Genomic DNA, 17,266 nt, shown 5'->3' with positions numbered 1-17,266 from the left:
TGCTGATCCGGACACGATGTATTAGATTCCAGACTGATTCTCATCATTTCATAGCATGACTATACCTTATCCCGTTAACCCAGCTATTTGTTCTGTTGATCTTTTTAATAAAACAGCATATACTTGTGGTAAGAAAGTAAGAATTTCTCACGATAAATTGGAGATGATCATGATGTTGTCTGAGCTGCGGGCCAAATCACAGATTACGATACCGAAAGAACTTGTTGAACGGCTGGGACTTTCCGAAGGCGACAAATTGGAAATTTACGAAAAAGACGGCGTGATTTATCTTATGCCGGTAGTTGTATATCCAAAAAAATATCTCGACGAGCTTCGGAAAGAAATCGAAATAGCAAAAGCAAAAATAGCCTCCGGCAAACAGCCTGTCTTTGATAATGTGGAGGCACTATTTGCAAAACTAGAGGAAAACTGATGGTCTATCAATTCACTTTTACGCAACGTTTCCAAAAGCACTTCAAAACGCTGACAACACAAGAAAAAAAGCAGATTATGAAAAAACTGAATTTGTTGGCCGAAAGTCCAACACATCATTTGACGAAAAAGCTCCGTGTGTCTTTTTTCAGTTCTTTTGAGGTCAAAGTGATAACCAGTTCTTCAAGCGCTGAAAAGGTTGCTGCCCCGCATACCAATAGCGCCGTCACCTTCAGGCCAAATAGCTGATCAATAAAAGGAAAGAAAAACAGCGCCGCCCCCGTTGCCTTGTTTGCGTATGTGTGCAGAAAAGAGATCTCTTGATATTTTGCATAACCCACTCCTAAGGTGGTGAAACGCACCGACACGATAAGGCCTATCCATAATAAAACCCACCATGGACATTGAATTAGCGGAATAAAAACAATGAGTACTATACCGAAAAAAATGAAATCGGCAATACTGTCAAATGTTGCGCCGAACGAACTAGCAATGCCGGTTCTTCTGGCCAGATAACCATCCAAAACATCGGTTGTCCCACATAAAAGATAGAGGATAAAAAATTCAGCGGATAATGGGTTCACAAACAGCAGACCGAGAGAAAAAATGATTCGGGATCCTGTCAGGATGTTAGGCACGTGTTTTATTTCTATCAACCCCTAATTATTCCTGCTTCCAGCCCAGGATGTTTTTCCTTCTTTACACATGAACATATAGACGATTATATAACCTATCTATAGCTGGCAACGTTGTTCAATCGTTGAGCAAAACCGGACCTGCAGACTGATCGTTTTCCCAGCGGATCCGGTATGCTTTTGACATTTATAAAGATGAGGAATTAACTTTTTTCGGTTTGCTGTTTTTTGGCGTCTGCCTTTTTGCGCACATCTGATTTTGGAGCGTGGTCGATCAGTCCCGGACAGGCACCGCCGGCTATTGCCCAAAGATATAAGCTTGCTACCGTGGCATAAGGCGAATATCGGCGTTTGTACCTGGCAAAAAGTTTGGGCGTAATTTTCCGGTGATGATACAGCATCCGCAAGCCCCGGAGAATTGCCAGATCACCCGCACTCATCACATCCGGACGCTGCATGGAAAAAGTCATCAGCATTTCGGCGGTCCAAACACCGATTCCTTTGATCTGACTAAGGTACAAACAAACTTCATCATCCGGCAGGGTTTGCAAATGCGCCAAATCCAAACTGCCGTTTAAGACCGAACCGGCGATTTCCTTGATATAAGACGCCTTGCGGAGAGATATTCCGCAAGTCCGCAATTCTTCTGCCGTTGCCGTCCCTATGATTTCCGGGGTCAGCGGAACGAATTGTTCCCGCATCCTGGCCCAGATTGTGGCTTGAGCCTTTGTTGATATTTGCTGGCCGACAATGGTGTTGACCAAAGCCATAAACAGATCAGGGATAACCACCCGCTCAATCTGCCCAATTTCATCTATCGCGACCCCAAGCAAAGGGTCACGGGATCTCAGGTAGGCAATTTCCTTCTCTCCGTATTGAAAATATTGGGGATCAGGCATAATAACGCTTCTCCAAATCCAGTAAATATTTTTTCACGGGAAGGCCGCCTCCATAGCCGGTCAGACTGCCGTCAGCCCCCACGACACGGTGACAGGGAACAATGATAGATATGGGATTGCGGTTATTCGCCATCCCAACGGCGCGTACTGCTTTCGGGTTTCCGATCTGGACGGCAATCTCTTTATAGCTGCGGGTTTCAGCGGCAGCTATGGTTTGCAAAGCTTTCCATACGGATTGTTGAAACTCCGTACCCTGCAAACATAACGGCAGGTCAAATTCCGTCCGTTTGCCGTCAAAATACTCTCTGAGCTGCAGCACCGCTTTTTCAATGAGCGGTGTTGCCCCAACCTCAAAGCCAGCCGGACCTTTATCTCTCCCGAAAAACAGATGAGAGATGGAGCCGCTATCTTCGGCTATTCCAATTACTCCGATCGGATAATCATCATACCATACCCTTTTCATGAGTATCCCTCCTCGAATGTTCAGCGCTTTGGTCCCGGATAGGTACATTCTAAGCATAGTATAGCAGGTTTTTTAATGAAATTAGTCCGATCAATAAAAAGAGACCGACAGTTTAATCTATCGGTCAGCCTTCAGAAACGTCGATACTAAAACTTCAATGTCTCACTTGTGACTTTCCTTTATTTACGATACACTTGACAGCAGAAAGAAATCAATACTCCGAATAAAATGCTGCATATTTTAAAACATGGGACATAAAGGAGTCTTTTTTATGGACAAAGCAGAAGATTTCAAACCCAATCAGGCTCAGCAATGGTTTATTAATGCCCTGCTTGCCCTGATGCAGAAAAAACCCTTTAACGAGATTCAAGTCAAAGAGCTTTCGAAAAAAGCAGATTTAGACCGAAGAACCTTTTACCGTTATTTCAAATCAAAAGAAGAAGTCCTGTCTTTGCATTGCCGAGTGGTGATTGAGGATTTTGCCAAAAAAATTCTTAATAAGAGTGAACTGTCTTTTCAGGCTGTCACTGTCTCCTATTTTCAGCTATGGCATGACCACATCGATTTTCTCAAGCTTTTGAAACAAAACAATATGATCTATTTTTTTGCGGACAGAATGGATCAACTTATTTATGAACATGTATCCCTCAAAGTAAAACCCTATATGACCGGCGTTAACTTAGACCATAAAACCCGCTACCATTTTTTCTACGGCTTCGGCGGTCTTTGGCACGTGCTGAACCGGTGGATATCTGAAGAACCCCGCGAGACGCCTGAAGAAATGGGACAGATCATCCTCGAATATATTACGGAGATCTATCATTCACTGGAACCGGCATCAGGGAAATATTCAGGAACAGTTGCCGGTTATTGATGGTCCCGCCCATTATCATTGTGGAGCCGGTCGTTTATGGCTGACCGGCTCCGGTTCATTATTCCTTCATTCACCCGGAGGTATTTCGGAACGTTTACAGTCCAAGCGAAGCCTTAACCGCTTCCAGTGTAGCCTGAGGCACCGCCGCCGCACCGCCGAAAACCTGCATTTCCTGCACAGTTCCTTTGGCCGCCTGCAGCAGGCTTTGCTGTGTTGCCGTCAGGCCGTTCGTTCCCCCCTGGGTACCGGTCAGGAGCAGCCAGCCGTTATTTTGGGCGGCTACGGCCGCACCGGCCAGGGCATCGGCGAAATCAGCTCCGCTGACAACATAGAGGGTTTTGGCATTGGGCTGAAGCTCTTTCAAGACCCGGGCATTGGTGTCGTAACGGTCGGTTCCGGCATAGCGCTGCGCCTTCGGGACCAGGGCCTCCAACGCTTGGGGCAGGACGCCCGGCCCGCCGATCAGGAGGGTTTGACTGATGCCCAGTTCCTTGAAAGCCCGGTTGGTGGCTTCAGGCAGTGTCCCGGAATTTTCACCCGCATAAAGGATCGGCACACCTTGATATCCGGCCCAAGCGGCAATAGATAACGCATCAGCGAAGGCGGTTTGTTTACGGCTTCCATTGACCAGAGCGGCTTGACCGGTGGCATTGCCGACCACTTTGGCAATCTCATAGGCGGTTTCGTACTGGTTGGCTCCGTAAATCCGCTCAACGGTAACTCCCTCACTTTCAAGCCTTTCTGCCACCGCGGGCTTTATGGCCCCGGGACCGCCGACAATGATTACCTTTTCGGCGCCCAAAGCTTTAATCTGAGCTAAGACGTTATCCGGCAGGCTGGCGGGAGGAGTAAGCAACAGAGGGGCATTGTGTTTTTTGGCCAAGGGCACCGCCGGCAGGGCGTCGGCAGAAATGTCTCCCCGGACGAGAACGACGGTATCCGCTCCCTTGGTAAAATAGGTCCTGGCGATTTCCAAAGCCGTATCATAACGGTTCTCCCCATAAGTTCTGCCCGGACTGCCGGTCTGTTTTTCCGTCAGAAAGACATAGTCGGAGCAGCGATTCTGCGTGACGGTGACAAAGCCATTGGTGTCCACAACAGCGCTCTGCCGGTACTCCAGCTGGCCGGTGCTTTGATTGCAGTAATAATAATGAAGGGTCTGGCCCGCATACTTGCTGCCTGCTTTGATGGTAATGGAGGCTTCACCCGGCAAGGCCCCGCTGTGGTTGAAATTCAGGACCAGGGCCAGACTGTCCCCGGCCAGGCCTTGCAGACTGCTGTTATCTGTCTCGGGACTGATTCTGACTCCGAAGTCGATGCCGGTCTGGCCGGCAGAGATCTGCATGGTGCCTTGGGCAAAGGTGATGGTATAGTTTGTTCCGGAAATGACAACCGGCTTATCCTTATTTTTGCTGATCAGGTTCCGGAGTTGAGAAGAAGACATTTTGCCGGAGCCGCCGGTCACGCTGACTTCCATTTTATCCGCTTTTTCCGTGATAGAGGAGTCCGGTACTCCTCCGCTGCCGTCAGTTATGACTGAACCCCCTCCTGAGCCGCTGCCGCCTGAACTGCCGCCGGCAAGCGCCTCAACCTTCAGACTGTACATCTTTCCTTCATCATTTGTGTGTCTAAGAAAATAATAGTTTTTATCCAAGGATACTACGTCATCGTCATCGGAGACCTTTTTCCCGGCGGCTGTATATATGCCGGCAAAGTTGTCGTAATTATAGATCGGGAAAACTCCGTAGCCGTTCTTCAGAACGTCTGCGAGCGTGCTTTCCTTTGCATAGTAAGATTTGGCCAGCATATTGAGGAGATCGCCGCTCCTCACGTTATCCGCAATGTACAATTCAACATTTACCCGGGAGCCGGAGGTTATCGCCACCGGAAGCCCTTCATAAGCTTGCCCGCCGTAAGTGACATCGACATAGACGGTATAGCCTCCCAAAGCAATATTCCCTTCACTGCTCAGCTCCCCGCTTTCCGTCACACTGAAGTCAAAGCTTGACCCGCCTTGATCCGCGGATTTTCTAAAAGCAGCACCGCTGAGGATGCTCCCGTTCCGGGAGGCGGTCAGCGTCGTACTGATTGAAGTGCTTGCCCCTCCTTTGGCTGCAGGAAAATAGGCCTTTGCCGGATTGACGGCTACCGAAGCATCGCTTGCGGCAACCCGCTCAAAGGCTGCCGAGATGATTGTATCCTGCATAATTGTAATTTGCTGTGACATCCCCGTATCCTCAAAAATGAGTCGGCCTGCCATTGTTTCCGCTTTCGTGGAAAGGTACCGGATTGTCCCCTGTCCGTCTTCCATCGGATAAGGGTACGTATACAGCGTGGCGCCAATGTCTATCCGGACATTTTCGCCAACCGGCAGTATTTTCTGACCTCTGGAGGCATCAAAGGCCAAAATCGCTCCGCCTTTGACATTTTTAATATAAACGGTTGCAACCTTCGGCGCTTCACCGGCCAGCAGGACCACCGGGCTGAAGGATTCCAAAGTGAAGCTCAGGGTATCTCCTGACAACTCGCAGATCATGGCCTCTTTCGTTTTTCCATAATGGATCGCGGCAATCTCTTCGGCACCGGCCAGCGCCTCCGGAACCGGCATGGTAATGGTCACCCCATGCGTGCCGACTGTTCCCATTTCCAGTGCAATATCCAACTGGACTGCCGAACTGATGTCCGCTGTCGTAATCTTTAAGGCGGCGGCGTCCGCGGTCAGGGTCTCCGCGCTTTTTTTATCGCCGGCAGCCAAGGCCTTCACGGATAATCCGGGTGCTTCACCCTCTGCCCCGCCAAACCTGATATCCGGAAGTGTCCCGCTAAAAAACTCTTTCACGTCTTCATCGACAGACGCCTCGTTCTTCCCTTTCCATTTGGCATCAAATTGAAGAAGCGCTAAATAAACGCGGTCACCGACCTCCAACTTCTGCTCAGCCATGTACCAGCCTTCGAAAATGCAACCGGGACGGTTTTGCAGATTTGGAAAATCCTCAGCCCGGACTGTGTAGTAATAATAGTCGCCATCTTGATCACTGGCTTCAGCCGTAATTTCCTTGCTCTCTATCGTGCCGTCTTCAAACACACCGCCTTTCGGATCAAAAAGAAGGATGACTTCCTCTCCCGGCTGGGTAAAATCTTTGTCATCGCCAAATTTATTCGCAGGACTGTTCCCTGCGAAAGCTTCTTCCGTGCTGAGCTCGTTCCACTGCGCTTCAAATGTGACCTCATCAAAAATGCGGTCGCCTTCCTCCAGCTTGTCCCCATCAAGGTACCAGCCTGTAAAGGTGTAACCGGAACGATCGTTCAGGGCCGGAAGATCTTCGGCTGAAGCGTAATAACGGTCGGATTCTTCATCGAGATACGAGGCAGGAAGCGTAACTTCCCTGGCGGTCACAGCTCCGCCCTCCTCAAATTCTCCGCCTTGCGGATCAAAAACAATTGTCAGTATCCGCTCCGGCTCCTCAACCTTCTTGTCGCCAAAGTCGGTGGCTGAAACGCTGACCGGGCTCATCAAGCTCAGGCCAAACGCTATGATCAGCGCCATAAGCAGCGCTGAAAGACCTTCCCTCCTAATAGCTTTTTGAATTTTCTCCATAAACATCCCCCTTTTAGTTAGATATGTCTAACTTTATGGGTTCATCGTATCTTCCGTATGAAAAAAAATCAATAGATTGGCCACAAGTGCTACATAAATCGAAATGTGGGACAAGGCATTGATTCTTCATTCCTTTTGTATTTTTCTGCCTTAGCCAATTGTTTTCTGACTAAGCAATTGGCTAAGGCAGCTGATCTTGACAATGATAAAATATTGCCTATAATAATAGTTGAACAATTACTCAACCATCGAGAGCGGAGGAAATCATGTGTGCATATACTACAGATATGGACCGTATGGATCGCTGTGACTGCAATACCATTCATCAGGCTGTCGTCAGTGAGGTTCGGGAGCATATGCCTGACGAAAACAATCTGATCGACCTGGCAGATTTGTTTAAAGTATTCGGCGATTCCACACGGGTGAAGATTCTTTGTGCTTTGTTTCGCGCTGAAATGTGTGTCTGCGACATCGCTGTACTTCTGGGGATGACCAAGTCGTCCATCTCCCACCAGCTCAGAGTGCTGAGACAGTCCAAGCTTGTGAAAAATCGTAAGGACGGGAAAGTTGTTTACTACTCTTTGGCCGATGAGCATGTGAAAAATATTTTTGATCAGGGTCTGATTCATGTTTTAGAAGACTGACCGGCAGTCCTTTAGAACATTGTGTTAACAAAGGATTTTTTTTATTCCATCAGTTGAATAACAAGACAACCGTTCAACTGACTTCCGGCAGCCAATCCTTTAAAAAGAGAAACAGAAAGGCGGTATTTCCACATGGATACAGCAATAATCAGAAAAGAATTTATTTTAGAAGGGCTTTGCTGCGGAAATTGCGCCGCAAAGATTGAGCAAGAAGTCGGCAATCTGGAAGGAGTCTCCTCCGCTACCGTCGATTTTGTCTCCAAAACCTTCACGATGGAAATTGCGGACGGGGAAAAGGTCAACAGCCTTGTGGCCCAAGCGGACTCCATCGTAAAACTGCACGATCCTGATATCATGATGAATGAAAAGGAGACTTTACAGCCGGGCAAAAAGGTAATCTATCTGTTTGGTCTGTGCTGTGCCGACTGTGCACAGAAGATTGAGAAGCAGGTTAACCTGATAGACGGAGTAAAAACGGCAGTCCTTGATTTTGTTTCTCAAAAGCTCACCATCGAAGCTTTGAATCAAAAGGATTTACCCGGTATCATCCGGCAGGCCTCTCAAATCGCCCTGGAGATCGAACCGGACATCCAAATTTCCTATACGAATAAAAAAAATGACCAGGAAGCATCCCGCTTCTGGAAGAAATGGGCCTACCGTATTGGGCTGGGCACCGGTGCGGCAATCTTTGCCGCCGGTATGCTGTTCGATTTCGGGACGCCGGCAGAATTCATTTTATTTTTTCTCAGTTATCTCCTGATCGGCGGCGAAGTCATATACAGGGCATTGAAAAACATTTCCAAGGGTCAGGTTTTTGATGAAAACTTCCTGATGAGCGTGGCTACGATAGGCGCCTTTGCCATCGGCGAATATCCCGAAGGTGTTGCCGTCATGCTCTTTTATCAGATTGGCGAGGCTTTTCAGCAGCTTGCCGTCAACCGCTCCCGCAAGTCGATTTCTTCCCTTATGGACATCCGCCCGGATTTTGCCAATCTGCAAATCGGTAATGAATTGCGTAAGGTCACACCGGAAGAAGTCGGGATCGGAGATGTCATTATTGTCAAGCCCGGAGAAAAGGTTCCTCTTGACGGCAGAGTCCTGGACGGCAGATCGGCTTTGGATCTTTCGGCCCTGACCGGGGAATCCCTCCCCAGAGATGTGGAACCCGGAAGCGAGGTTCTGTCCGGCTCAATCAACAAAAATGGCTTGCTGACGATTGAGGTATCCAAGGAATTTGGCGAATCCACCATTTCTAAAATTTTGGATCTGGTGCAAAATGCCAGCAGCAAGAAGGCTCCTACGGAGAACTTTATCACAAAATTCGCCAGATACTATACCCCCTTTGTGGTCTTTGCCGCTCTCGCCCTGGCCGTAATTCCGCCTTTGCTTATTGCCGAAGCAACATTCGCGGATTGGATTAACCGCGCCCTGGTCTTTTTAGTTGTATCTTGTCCCTGCGCCTTGGTCATTTCGATTCCTCTCAGCTTTTTCGGCGGCATCGGCGGCGCCTCGAAAAACGGCATTTTGATTAAGGGAAGCAATTATCTGGAGGCCCTGAATAATGTGGATACGGTTGTCTTTGATAAAACAGGCACTTTGACAAAAGGCGTGTTTAACGTTGCCCAAATTACAGCCGCAGGCGGCTGGTCACAGGATGATCTGCTCTTCTATGCCGCCCACGCCGAAGGTTATTCCAACCACCCCATTGCCCTTTCCATTCAAAAGGCTTACGGTCAGGAAATTGACACCCGGAAGCTCTCGGAGCATGAGGAACTATCCGGGCTCGGTATCCGGGTCAAGGTGGACGGAAAGACGGTACTGGCCGGAAACAGCAAACTTCTGGATGCCGAGAATATTCCCTGTCAAAAGGAGGACACCTCGGGCACCGTTGTCTATCTTGCCGTTGACGGAGTCTTTGCCGGAACCATTGTCATCTCTGACGAAATTAAACCGGACAGTAAGCAGGCAATCAAGGATTTGCGCTCCATCGGAGTGAGAAGCCTTGTCATGCTGACAGGGGACAGCAAAACCGTCGGCGAGAAAATCGCCGGTGAAATCGGACTTGACGCGGTTTACGCCGACCTTCTGCCCCATCAAAAGGTTGAACAGCTGGAAAACCTGGAAAAGGAGAAACCAGCCAAGGGGAAACTGGTCTTCGTCGGCGACGGCGTCAACGATGCCCCCGTGCTTGCCCGTTCAGATATCGGCATCGCGATGGGAGGGCTCGGCTCCGATGCGGCCATTGAGGCAGCCGATGTCGTGCTGATGACGGATGAACCCTCAAAGCTTGTTTCCGCAATCCGGATTGCGCACAAAACCCGCGGCATAGTGTGGCAGAATATTCTTTTTGCCTTGGGAGTAAAGGCCGTCATCCTTGTCCTGGGCGCTTTAGGAATTGCCACCATGTGGGAAGCCGTATTCGGGGATGTGGGTGTGGCGATCATTGCCATTCTCAATGCCATGAGGGCTATGCGTGTCGTCGAATAGGGCCAAGCCCTGCTTCACTTCATTTCAAACGAATTCTGACAGCAGCATCCGTTGATCTCTCCCGCAGAGTATTGACGGAAATAAAAGAAGAGAAATAAAACAACAACCTGTTCATTCCGGTTGTTGTTTTATTTCTCTTCTCGATGTCGAAAGCTGTCGCGGTTTTATTTAAACCGCGACAGCTTTTTTTATATTATAAGAAAAAATGGTATAGATTGCAAGTTAAACTATTATTTATGATAATTTTTGTCGGATCTTGTATTCTGGCCCACGAACTATCCTAAATTAAATAGCTGAGGTGCAAAATAAAGTGAGTAAATTCGGAGAAAACATTTATGAACGTAAGGATGGCCGCTGGGTCTGCCGTGTATTGAAGCCGGACGGCAAACATCGGTATTTATACGGACAAAGTTACGATGAAGTGCAAAATAAAAAGGAGAAGCTAATGAAAGCTTTTCTGAGTCTCCCTGAAACGTCCCCGAATAGTCGTCATCCTTTATCCTGTCTATTGAAAAAATGGCTCAATGATGATGTTCGCGAACGTGTTAAGCCCACAACATACGACAGCTATTATTATTGCATGGCAACCTATGTCATTCCGTTTTTTGATTCGCTGGAGATTGGAGGAGGAGCGATTTCTGAAGGGCATATCAAATATTTTATCAGCTATATCAGCCGCAATCAGCATTTGTCGGAGACCTATAAAAGAAAAGTGCTGTCGATTTTTAAAACTGCCCTGAAAAAAATTTTCAAGAATGCTGAAAATTACAGATCCATCATGGAGGCTTTTCATCTGCCCAAGTCCAAAAGCGTGCCGGTAGCAGTTTTTTCCATGAAAGAACAACGTTTGATTGAAGCTGAAATCATGAGGGACAATGATATCAGGTCTGTGGGCATTTTATTGTGTTTTTACACCGGGATCCGGCTGGGTGAACTATGCGCTTTAAGCTGGAAGGATGTTGATCTGGATGCCAAAACTCTTCTCATTAATGGAACCGTGTCCCGAATCAAAAAAAAGAATACCCAACACGGAAAAACTCAACTTTCAATTACTACTCCGAAAAGCCGCAGTTCTATGCGTAAAATCCCCATACCCAATTTTTTGATTCAAAAGATGCGATCTTTAGAAAGCTCTCAATCGAAAGAGGATTCCTATATTTTTTCCAATAAAAAAGGCCCTACAGACCCAAGAACTTATCAGAGGGTCTATAAAAGGCTGTTGGATAAAGCGAAGATTACGCCCCGGAAATTCCATGCCATACGACATACTTTTGCAACCAGGGCTCTGGAAATGAGTGTGGACATTAAAACGCTCAGCGAGTTATTGGGACATTCCAGTGTGACTGTCACGCTGAATACCTATGCCCATTCCCTGATGGAACAAAAGATTATTGCCATAGATAAAATGAATTCTTTTTATGAAAAGCAGTGGATAAGCGCGATGTAGCGTGGATTATCAGCTGTCATAAAAAATAGACACTACCCTGGCATGGGCCTGAACAACGATGTTTGCCCCTGTCCTGTCGCGGTTTAAATAAAACAGCGACAATATAGGTCCTCAGAACATCCTCTAAAAGAATTGTTCCAAAAGGAAGGGATTTTATGCACCACCTTGAGATTCCTCTGAGCGATCCCTTGTCAGAAAAGCAAGCATTTTATGATGAAGTTTCTTTCGGGAAGGCAGATCCTGTTATGAAACCGGCAAAGAAGCAGGAGCTTTTGTCTGTGCTGAGCGAGCTTCTGGAAAACCGTGTCTTCCCCTGGTGCACGGAATTTTCCACGGATTGCGTTACAAGGGTTCTTTATGGAGTTTATCCGCCATCGGCAGGATTTCGTTTTATTTACCGCGTCTCCCCTCTCTTTCATTGGATCGGAATGTTTATTATTCAAGAAAAAACGGAACAGGGCTATCAGGATTTATTTTCCACAACAGCCGGCGGTTCAAGAAGATTGACAGAATATTGCCAGGAGAACGTAGCGCAGACATTTATTCAAGAGTACATATTTAGGGAGCTTGCTCAGATTTTTGATCTTTATTACCGGCAAGAAGGGCGCTTTTATCCTGCTGTGCTCCAGCTTGTTCCCGCAATAAGCCTATAACAGCGATGCCAAGCCCGATCGGATTTTCCGAAGATACATCAAAATATCTCCGCAGGGTCGTTTCCGGCCGAAAAATAATCCTAATTATAGTACATTCATTTTTTTCTTTGTTCAAGTAATTTATAGGAGATGAAGCGATGATTATTACACAGACCCCGCTAAGAATGTCCTTTTTTGGAGGCGGAACAGATTTCCCCGAATTTTATCGGGAGCACAAAGGTTCGGTCATCTCAACCACCTTTGATAAATACTGCTATGTTACGGTTCGCCATTTGCCAAGATTCTTTGCCTATTCCACAGAATTGTCTTATTCCATTACCGAGCGTGTGACCTCAACAGATGAGATCCGTCATCCGGCCATACGCGAAGCAATGAAATATTTAGATCTGCATGAGCTGAGGCTGACTTATGAGGCCGATCTCCCGGCACGCTCCGGCCTTGGTACAAGCAGCTCTTTTGCCGTCGGTCTGCTGAACGCATTTTTTGCCTTAAAGGGCCAATATGCTGATAAGGGGAAATTGGCCAGTGATGCGATCTACCTGGAACGGGTGCTGTGCAAGGAGGCCGGGGGCGAGCAGGACCAGATTGCCGCCGCCTTTGGAGGGTTTAACCGAATCGATTTCAGTGCCGATGGCTACACGGTAAATCCCCTCATTATGCTCCCTGAAAGGAAACGGCAGTTAAATGACAATTTGTTGCTGTTCTTTACCGGTTTTTCAAGATTCTCCTGCGATATTCAAGTGTCAACAAAACAGGCGATCACCGACAAAAAAAGACAGCTGCTGGAAATCCTGTCCCTTGTAAAGGAGGCCGAAAAGATTCTCACCTCTCAATACGGAGATTTAAAAGACTTCGGAGAGCTCTTGGATCATACCTGGAAAATCAAAAGAAATCTCACCAGTAAGATTTCGACAGATTCCATTGACGAGCTTTACAATGCCGCAATAAAAGCCGGGGCAGTAGGCGGAAAACTGCTCGGTGCGGGAGGCGGAGGCTTCTTCTTGTTTTATGTGGAACCTGGCAGGAAAAAAGCTGTTCAGGAAGCGTTAAAGAGCTTGCTCTATGTTCCCTTTCGCTTTGAAAATCAAGGAACACGGATCATTCATTATATGCCGGAAAACTATGAGCCTGTTGAATTACTCGTAGGATAGGATGGGATCAGATATGAAGGTTGTCATCACAGCCGGTGGCAGAGGCACACGAATTTCCGCCGTCCATTCAAGGATACCCAAACCCATGATACCGGTTTTGGGTAAACCGGTCCTGGAACATCAGATTGAGTGCCTGCACAAACAAGGGTTTACGGATATTACAGTGACCGTCGGTTATTTGTCCCATACGATTCAGACTTACTTCGGCAATGGGGATAAACGCTCTCCGGCAACCGGAAAGCCTTTCGGCGTTCATCTTTCCTATGTGGCGGAGGAAGAGCCTTTGGGTACGGCAGGCGCTCTGTACTGGCTCCGGGATAAATGCAAAGAGGATTTCCTGCTGCTGAACGGGGATATCATCTTTGATATTGATATCAACCGCTTTTATCAGTTTCACAGGGATAAGAAAGGATTGGCAACGCTGTTTACACACCCGAACAGCCATCCTTATGACAGCGGCATTATTGTGACGGATCAGGAAAGCCGCGTAAAAAGATGGCTCCACAGCGAGGATGTCCGCATGTATTGCCCCAACCGCGTGAATGCGGGCTTACATATCCTTTCCCCTGAGATTTTGTCTGCCTTTGCCACTCTGCAGAAGAGGGACCTGGACCGGGATATTTTGCAGCCCCTGATCGCAACCGGCAGGCTGTACGCCTATGATTCCCCGGAATATGTTAAAGACATGGGAACCCCGGAACGTCTCAGCTCCGTAAGCTCCGCCGTCAGGACAGGAATCGTCGGAGAAAAAAATCTCTCGAACAGACAGCGGGCAGTCTTTTTAGACAGGGATGGGATCATCAATAAGCATGTCGGTTTTCTGACCAGTATTGAAGATTTTGCCTTGATGGACAATGTGGCTGATGCCATCAGAAAGATTAATGACAGCGGCTACCTGGCCATTGTCGTGACTAACCAGCCGGTCATTGCCAGGGGTGAACTTTCTCCGGAAGGATTACAGGAGATTCATCATAAGATGGAAACCCTGCTTGGCCGCCAGGGCGCCTATATCGACGCGCTTTATTACTGCCCTCATCACCCCCGCAAAGGCTTTGCCGGAGAACGTCCGGAGCTGAAAATCCATTGTGATTGTCGGAAACCAAAGCCGGGAATGCTGCGAAAAGCGGCCCAAAAATTCAATATCGATCTGTCCCGCTCCTGGATGATCGGGGATAGCGAAAGTGATATACAGGCGGGACTCAGCGCGGGCTGCCAGGTATGCTTCATCGGGGAGGAGCCACCTCTAAACGCCAAAAGCTTTCCGACCCTTTATGACTGTATTTGTACCATTTTGGACAGATGAGAAAGGATGGGTCTTGATGTCTATGAGCAGTATAGGATCTCAACTGCGGCGACATATTGAATTACTTAAACGATATCCCGCACTCTCGCCTATCGGCGAAGATATCCTCCGGGCCTATTTTTTTATGGAAGCCTGCTATAAAAACGGGGGCAAGCTGCTCATCGCAGGAAACGGCGGCAGTGCGGCCGATGCCGAACACATCGTGGGCGAGCTGATGAAAAGCTTCGAACTTCCACGCAAGCTGAGCAAGAGACTGATTGACTCCATGATCGCCATCGATGCGACCAGGGGAAACGAATTGGCCGTCAAGCTTCAAGACGGACTTCCCGCTATCGCTCTCCAAAACCATCCGGCTCTGAACACCGCATATGCCAATGATGTTGACGGTCTGCTCTGTTATGCCCAGCAGGTACACGTTTACGGGCAAAAACCGGATGTTTTTCTGGCGATTTCTACGTCCGGGAATTCTCAAAACCTTTTGTACGCAGCCGTAGCGGCAAAAGCAAAAAACATGAAAATCATCGGGCTGACCGGTGACCGCCCCAGCATGCTGTCTCAAATAGCTGATGTCACGGTGCGGGTGCCGGAGACGGTGACATATCGGATTCAGGAGCTGCACCTTCCCATTTATCATTGCTGGTGCCTGATGCTTGAGGACTGTTTTTTTGGGTGTAGTAAGTATTAACCGGCAAGGAGTTAAAGGAAGGTGTCTTCAAGGATGATTGAAGCAACTGCTTTAAAAAAAATGATTGACAATGCGGCGGCCATTCACACCGCCCATGAGCCGGGAAAAACAAATCTAAGTAATGATGACATTATTATGATCGAGCAGCTTTGCTCTCTAAAAAACGGATTTGTCTACCGCTCTCTAAAACGCTTGCTTGATCTGGCGGTCAGCCTGAACGGACTCCTGATCTTATTTTTTCCCATGCTGCTCATTGGGGTATGGATTAAGCTTGATTCAGAAGGCCCGGCCCTGTTTACTCAGGAGCGCCTGGGATTAAACGGAAAACCATTCCGGCTTTTTAAATTCCGCTCCATGCGGATTGATGCCGAAGCGGACGGACCGCGCTGGGCTTCCAAAGAAGACGACAGGCTGACGCGGGTCGGACGGCTGATCCGCAAAACCAGGCTGGACGAGCTGCCTCAGTTGCTTAACATCCTGACCGGCCATATGAGTCTGGTCGGGCCTCGTCCCGAGCGCAAAATTTTTTATGATCAATTTGAAACTTACATTCATGGCTTCCATCAAAGACTGATGGTCAAGCCTGGACTTACAGGCCTGGCTCAGGTCAACGGCGGCTATGACTTGCTGCCGGAAGAAAAGATTCTGCTGGATGTCGAGTATATGAAAAACCAGTCCTTAGTCCTGGATATTCAATTAATTTTAAAAACTGTCGTTATTGTATTCAACCATCATGGTGCGAGGTGATCGAAAATCAATATTCTCATATTATCAACAAGGATTCCTTATCCCCTGACCGCCGGATTCCGAATTCGCATATTCAATACCGCCAAGCATCTGAAAAGCGCCGGACATTCCGTCGGCCTGCTTCAGCTTACCTCTCAGGAAAAGAGCTATGACCAGGAGCTTAAAGACGTTTTCGATTATGTTGAAACGATCCCCCTGCGCAAAACCGAGGTCATTTGCAACCTGTTAAAATGCTTGTTTAACCACAGGCGTCCATTTCAGGTTGGTTTATATCAAAACAGGCTTTTTTCAGCCAGGCTGTCAGTCTTGAGTCAGGATTACGACGTGGTCATTGCAAATCATGTAAGGGCAGCCGAATATGCCAAACCGCTCCAGGGAATCAAGAAAATCCTGGATATGCATGATGCAATCTCTTATACCTATCAAAACACGATTCACCATTCCAACGGGATAAAAAGAATCATTTACCGTACGGAGCACAAACGGCTGAAAGCTTATGAACGAGATATTGTCAATCATTTTGACCGAAATATTATTATTTCTCCGGTAGACAAGGCTTATTTGGAACAATTGGGAGCAGGTCCTGACAAGATAACGATCGTCCCTGTTGCCGTACGGGATGATATTGCCGTTCGCAAAAGCAATTACCTGAAAGACCAGAATAAAATTTGTTTTTTAGGGAAAATGTCTTATCAGCCTAATGAAGACGCGGTTTTATGGTTCTGCCGAAAAGTATTCCCCAGGCTCAAATTGAGAATTCCTGAACTGATTTTTTACATTATCGGGATCGAACCGACCAAAAAAGTCTGTGAGCTGGCGAAGACTGAAGGGATCATCATCACCGGGTTTGTGGAAAATCCCTTTGAACTGATCAGCCGGTGCATCGCCATGGTCGCCCCCATTCGCAGCGGGGCCGGTATGCAGAATAAGGTTTTGGAAAGCATGCTTGTGGGAACCCCGACAGTCATCTCCTCAATTGCCGCCGAAGGTTTGGAGGGAATAGCCGGACGGGACTTTCTGCTGGCAGAGCGGCCGGAAGATTATCTGGAAAAAATCCTGACGCTGTACCATGATCCGGCTCTAAGAGAAAAAATCGGCCAAAACGGACAACAGTTGGTAGAAAACAAATATTCCTGGAAGGTCCTCTCGGAAAAATGGGTTAGGATCATCCAAAGTGTAGCGGGCTGACAGATGAGCCGGGCAAATATCCTCAGATACATAATCGGCAGCCAACAGGATGGGAGGTTT

15 protein-coding genes are annotated in these 17,266 nt (G+C 47.8%); 11 read left to right on the top strand and 4 right to left on the bottom strand.

Annotated features, from left to right (window positions below; translation table 11 throughout):
- The first annotated feature begins 163 nt into the window (after window positions 1-163).
- Entirely contained in the window at window positions 164-433 is a 270-nt protein-coding gene (locus SGLY_RS07630; RefSeq protein WP_427916612.1) for an AbrB/MazE/SpoVT family DNA-binding domain-containing protein, read from the top strand.
- A 115-nt stretch (window positions 434-548) separates the two neighbouring features.
- On the opposite strand, the gene SGLY_RS07625 is transcribed toward SGLY_RS07630, so the two are convergent.
- The 3 genes from SGLY_RS07625 to SGLY_RS07615 all read right to left on the bottom strand — a co-directional run bounded on the left by SGLY_RS07625 (window position 549) and on the right by SGLY_RS07615 (window position 2,429).
- Window positions 549-1,088, bottom strand: coding sequence for a CDP-alcohol phosphatidyltransferase family protein (locus SGLY_RS07625; RefSeq protein ID WP_013624698.1), 540 nt, complete (start codon window positions 1,086-1,088; stop codon window positions 549-551).
- A gap of 182 nt (window positions 1,089-1,270) precedes the next feature.
- A complete protein-coding gene (locus tag SGLY_RS07620) occupies window positions 1,271-1,966 on the bottom strand; it encodes a DNA-3-methyladenine glycosylase family protein (protein WP_013624697.1) in 696 nt (231 codons plus the stop codon).
- On the bottom strand, window positions 1,959-2,429 hold the full coding sequence (locus SGLY_RS07615; protein ID WP_013624696.1) for a methylated-DNA--[protein]-cysteine S-methyltransferase: 471 nt from the start codon (window positions 2,427-2,429) through the stop codon (window positions 1,959-1,961). Before SGLY_RS07615 ends, SGLY_RS07620 begins: the two co-directional genes overlap by 8 nt.
- Window positions 2,430-2,700: 271 nt before the next feature.
- On the opposite strand from SGLY_RS07615, the gene SGLY_RS07610 reads away from it, so the two are divergent.
- A complete protein-coding gene (locus tag SGLY_RS07610) occupies window positions 2,701-3,303 on the top strand; it encodes a TetR/AcrR family transcriptional regulator (RefSeq protein WP_013624695.1) in 603 nt (200 codons plus the stop codon).
- A gap of 94 nt (window positions 3,304-3,397) precedes the next feature.
- Here SGLY_RS07610 and SGLY_RS17110 read toward each other — a convergent pair whose 3' ends face one another.
- Window positions 3,398-6,901 carry a cell wall-binding repeat-containing protein gene (locus SGLY_RS17110; protein WP_013624694.1) on the bottom strand — a complete coding sequence of 1,168 codons (3,504 nt, stop codon included), beginning with the start codon at window positions 6,899-6,901 and terminating at the stop codon, window positions 3,398-3,400.
- Window positions 6,902-7,167: 266 nt separating this feature from the next.
- On the opposite strand from SGLY_RS17110, the gene SGLY_RS07600 reads away from it, so the two are divergent.
- From SGLY_RS07600 to SGLY_RS07560, 9 genes are all read left to right on the top strand, one after another.
- Window positions 7,168-7,545 carry an ArsR/SmtB family transcription factor gene (locus SGLY_RS07600; protein WP_013624693.1) on the top strand — a complete coding sequence of 126 codons (378 nt, stop codon included), beginning with the start codon at window positions 7,168-7,170 and terminating at the stop codon, window positions 7,543-7,545.
- A 132-nt stretch (window positions 7,546-7,677) separates the two neighbouring features.
- Window positions 7,678-10,032 carry a heavy metal translocating P-type ATPase gene (locus SGLY_RS07595; RefSeq protein WP_013624692.1) on the top strand — a complete coding sequence of 785 codons (2,355 nt, stop codon included), beginning with the start codon at window positions 7,678-7,680 and terminating at the stop codon, window positions 10,030-10,032.
- Window positions 10,033-10,342: 310 nt separating this feature from the next.
- Window positions 10,343-11,479 (top strand): tyrosine-type recombinase/integrase, encoded by a 1,137-nt coding sequence (locus SGLY_RS07590; protein ID WP_013624691.1) that lies wholly within the window; start codon window positions 10,343-10,345, stop codon window positions 11,477-11,479.
- Window positions 11,480-11,634: 155 nt separating this feature from the next.
- Complete coding sequence (locus tag SGLY_RS07585; protein WP_013624690.1) at window positions 11,635-12,132, top strand: hypothetical protein; 498 nt, start codon at window positions 11,635-11,637, stop codon at window positions 12,130-12,132.
- A gap of 137 nt (window positions 12,133-12,269) precedes the next feature.
- A complete protein-coding gene (locus SGLY_RS07580) occupies window positions 12,270-13,283 on the top strand; it encodes a GHMP family kinase ATP-binding protein (protein WP_013624689.1) in 1,014 nt (337 codons plus the stop codon).
- Window positions 13,284-13,296: 13 nt separating this feature from the next.
- Window positions 13,297-14,586: an HAD-IIIA family hydrolase gene (locus tag SGLY_RS07575; RefSeq protein ID WP_013624688.1), complete on the top strand. Its 1,290-nt coding sequence runs from the start codon at window positions 13,297-13,299 to the stop codon at window positions 14,584-14,586.
- 16 nt (window positions 14,587-14,602) lie between these two features.
- Window positions 14,603-15,271 carry a D-sedoheptulose-7-phosphate isomerase gene (locus SGLY_RS07570; protein WP_013624687.1) on the top strand — a complete coding sequence of 223 codons (669 nt, stop codon included), beginning with the start codon at window positions 14,603-14,605 and terminating at the stop codon, window positions 15,269-15,271.
- Between the two features lie 33 nt (window positions 15,272-15,304).
- Window positions 15,305-16,018, top strand: a complete 714-nt coding sequence (locus SGLY_RS07565) for a sugar transferase (RefSeq protein ID WP_207635584.1) — start codon at window positions 15,305-15,307, stop codon at window positions 16,016-16,018.
- 6 nt (window positions 16,019-16,024) lie between these two features.
- On the top strand, window positions 16,025-17,206 hold the full coding sequence (locus SGLY_RS07560) for a glycosyltransferase family 4 protein (RefSeq protein WP_013624685.1): 1,182 nt from the start codon (window positions 16,025-16,027) through the stop codon (window positions 17,204-17,206).
- Window positions 17,207-17,266 lie beyond the last annotated feature (60 nt).

It is taken from the genome of Syntrophobotulus glycolicus DSM 8271, from assembly GCF_000190635.1.
Taxonomy (GTDB): Bacteria; Bacillota; Desulfitobacteriia; order Desulfitobacteriales; family Syntrophobotulaceae; genus Syntrophobotulus; species Syntrophobotulus glycolicus.
Note: the sequence above shows the minus strand (reverse complement) of the source record. Positions and strands in the feature narration are given on the sequence as shown.

Excerpts from the sequence above, each read along its gene's own strand:
- SGLY_RS07610 (WP_013624695.1), top strand. The coding sequence starts at position 2,701 with ATGGACAAAGCAGAAGATTTCAAACCCAATCAGGCTCAGCAATGGTTT.
- SGLY_RS07620 (WP_013624697.1), bottom strand. The coding sequence starts at position 1,966 with ATGCCTGATCCCCAATATTTTCAATACGGAGAGAAGGAAATTGCCTAC.
- SGLY_RS07630 (WP_427916612.1), top strand. The coding sequence starts at position 164 with ATGATCATGATGTTGTCTGAGCTGCGGGCCAAATCACAGATTACGATA.
- SGLY_RS07615 (WP_013624696.1), bottom strand. The coding sequence starts at position 2,429 with ATGAAAAGGGTATGGTATGATGATTATCCGATCGGAGTAATTGGAATA.
- SGLY_RS07575 (WP_013624688.1), top strand. The coding sequence starts at position 13,297 with ATGAAGGTTGTCATCACAGCCGGTGGCAGAGGCACACGAATTTCCGCC.
- SGLY_RS17110 (WP_013624694.1), bottom strand. The coding sequence starts at position 6,901 with ATGGAGAAAATTCAAAAAGCTATTAGGAGGGAAGGTCTTTCAGCGCTG.
- SGLY_RS07565 (WP_207635584.1), top strand. The coding sequence starts at position 15,305 with ATGATTGAAGCAACTGCTTTAAAAAAAATGATTGACAATGCGGCGGCC.
- SGLY_RS07600 (WP_013624693.1), top strand. The coding sequence starts at position 7,168 with ATGTGTGCATATACTACAGATATGGACCGTATGGATCGCTGTGACTGC.
- SGLY_RS07570 (WP_013624687.1), top strand. The coding sequence starts at position 14,603 with ATGTCTATGAGCAGTATAGGATCTCAACTGCGGCGACATATTGAATTA.
- SGLY_RS07595 (WP_013624692.1), top strand. The coding sequence starts at position 7,678 with ATGGATACAGCAATAATCAGAAAAGAATTTATTTTAGAAGGGCTTTGC.
- SGLY_RS07580 (WP_013624689.1), top strand. The coding sequence starts at position 12,270 with ATGATTATTACACAGACCCCGCTAAGAATGTCCTTTTTTGGAGGCGGA.
- SGLY_RS07585 (WP_013624690.1), top strand. The coding sequence starts at position 11,635 with ATGCACCACCTTGAGATTCCTCTGAGCGATCCCTTGTCAGAAAAGCAA.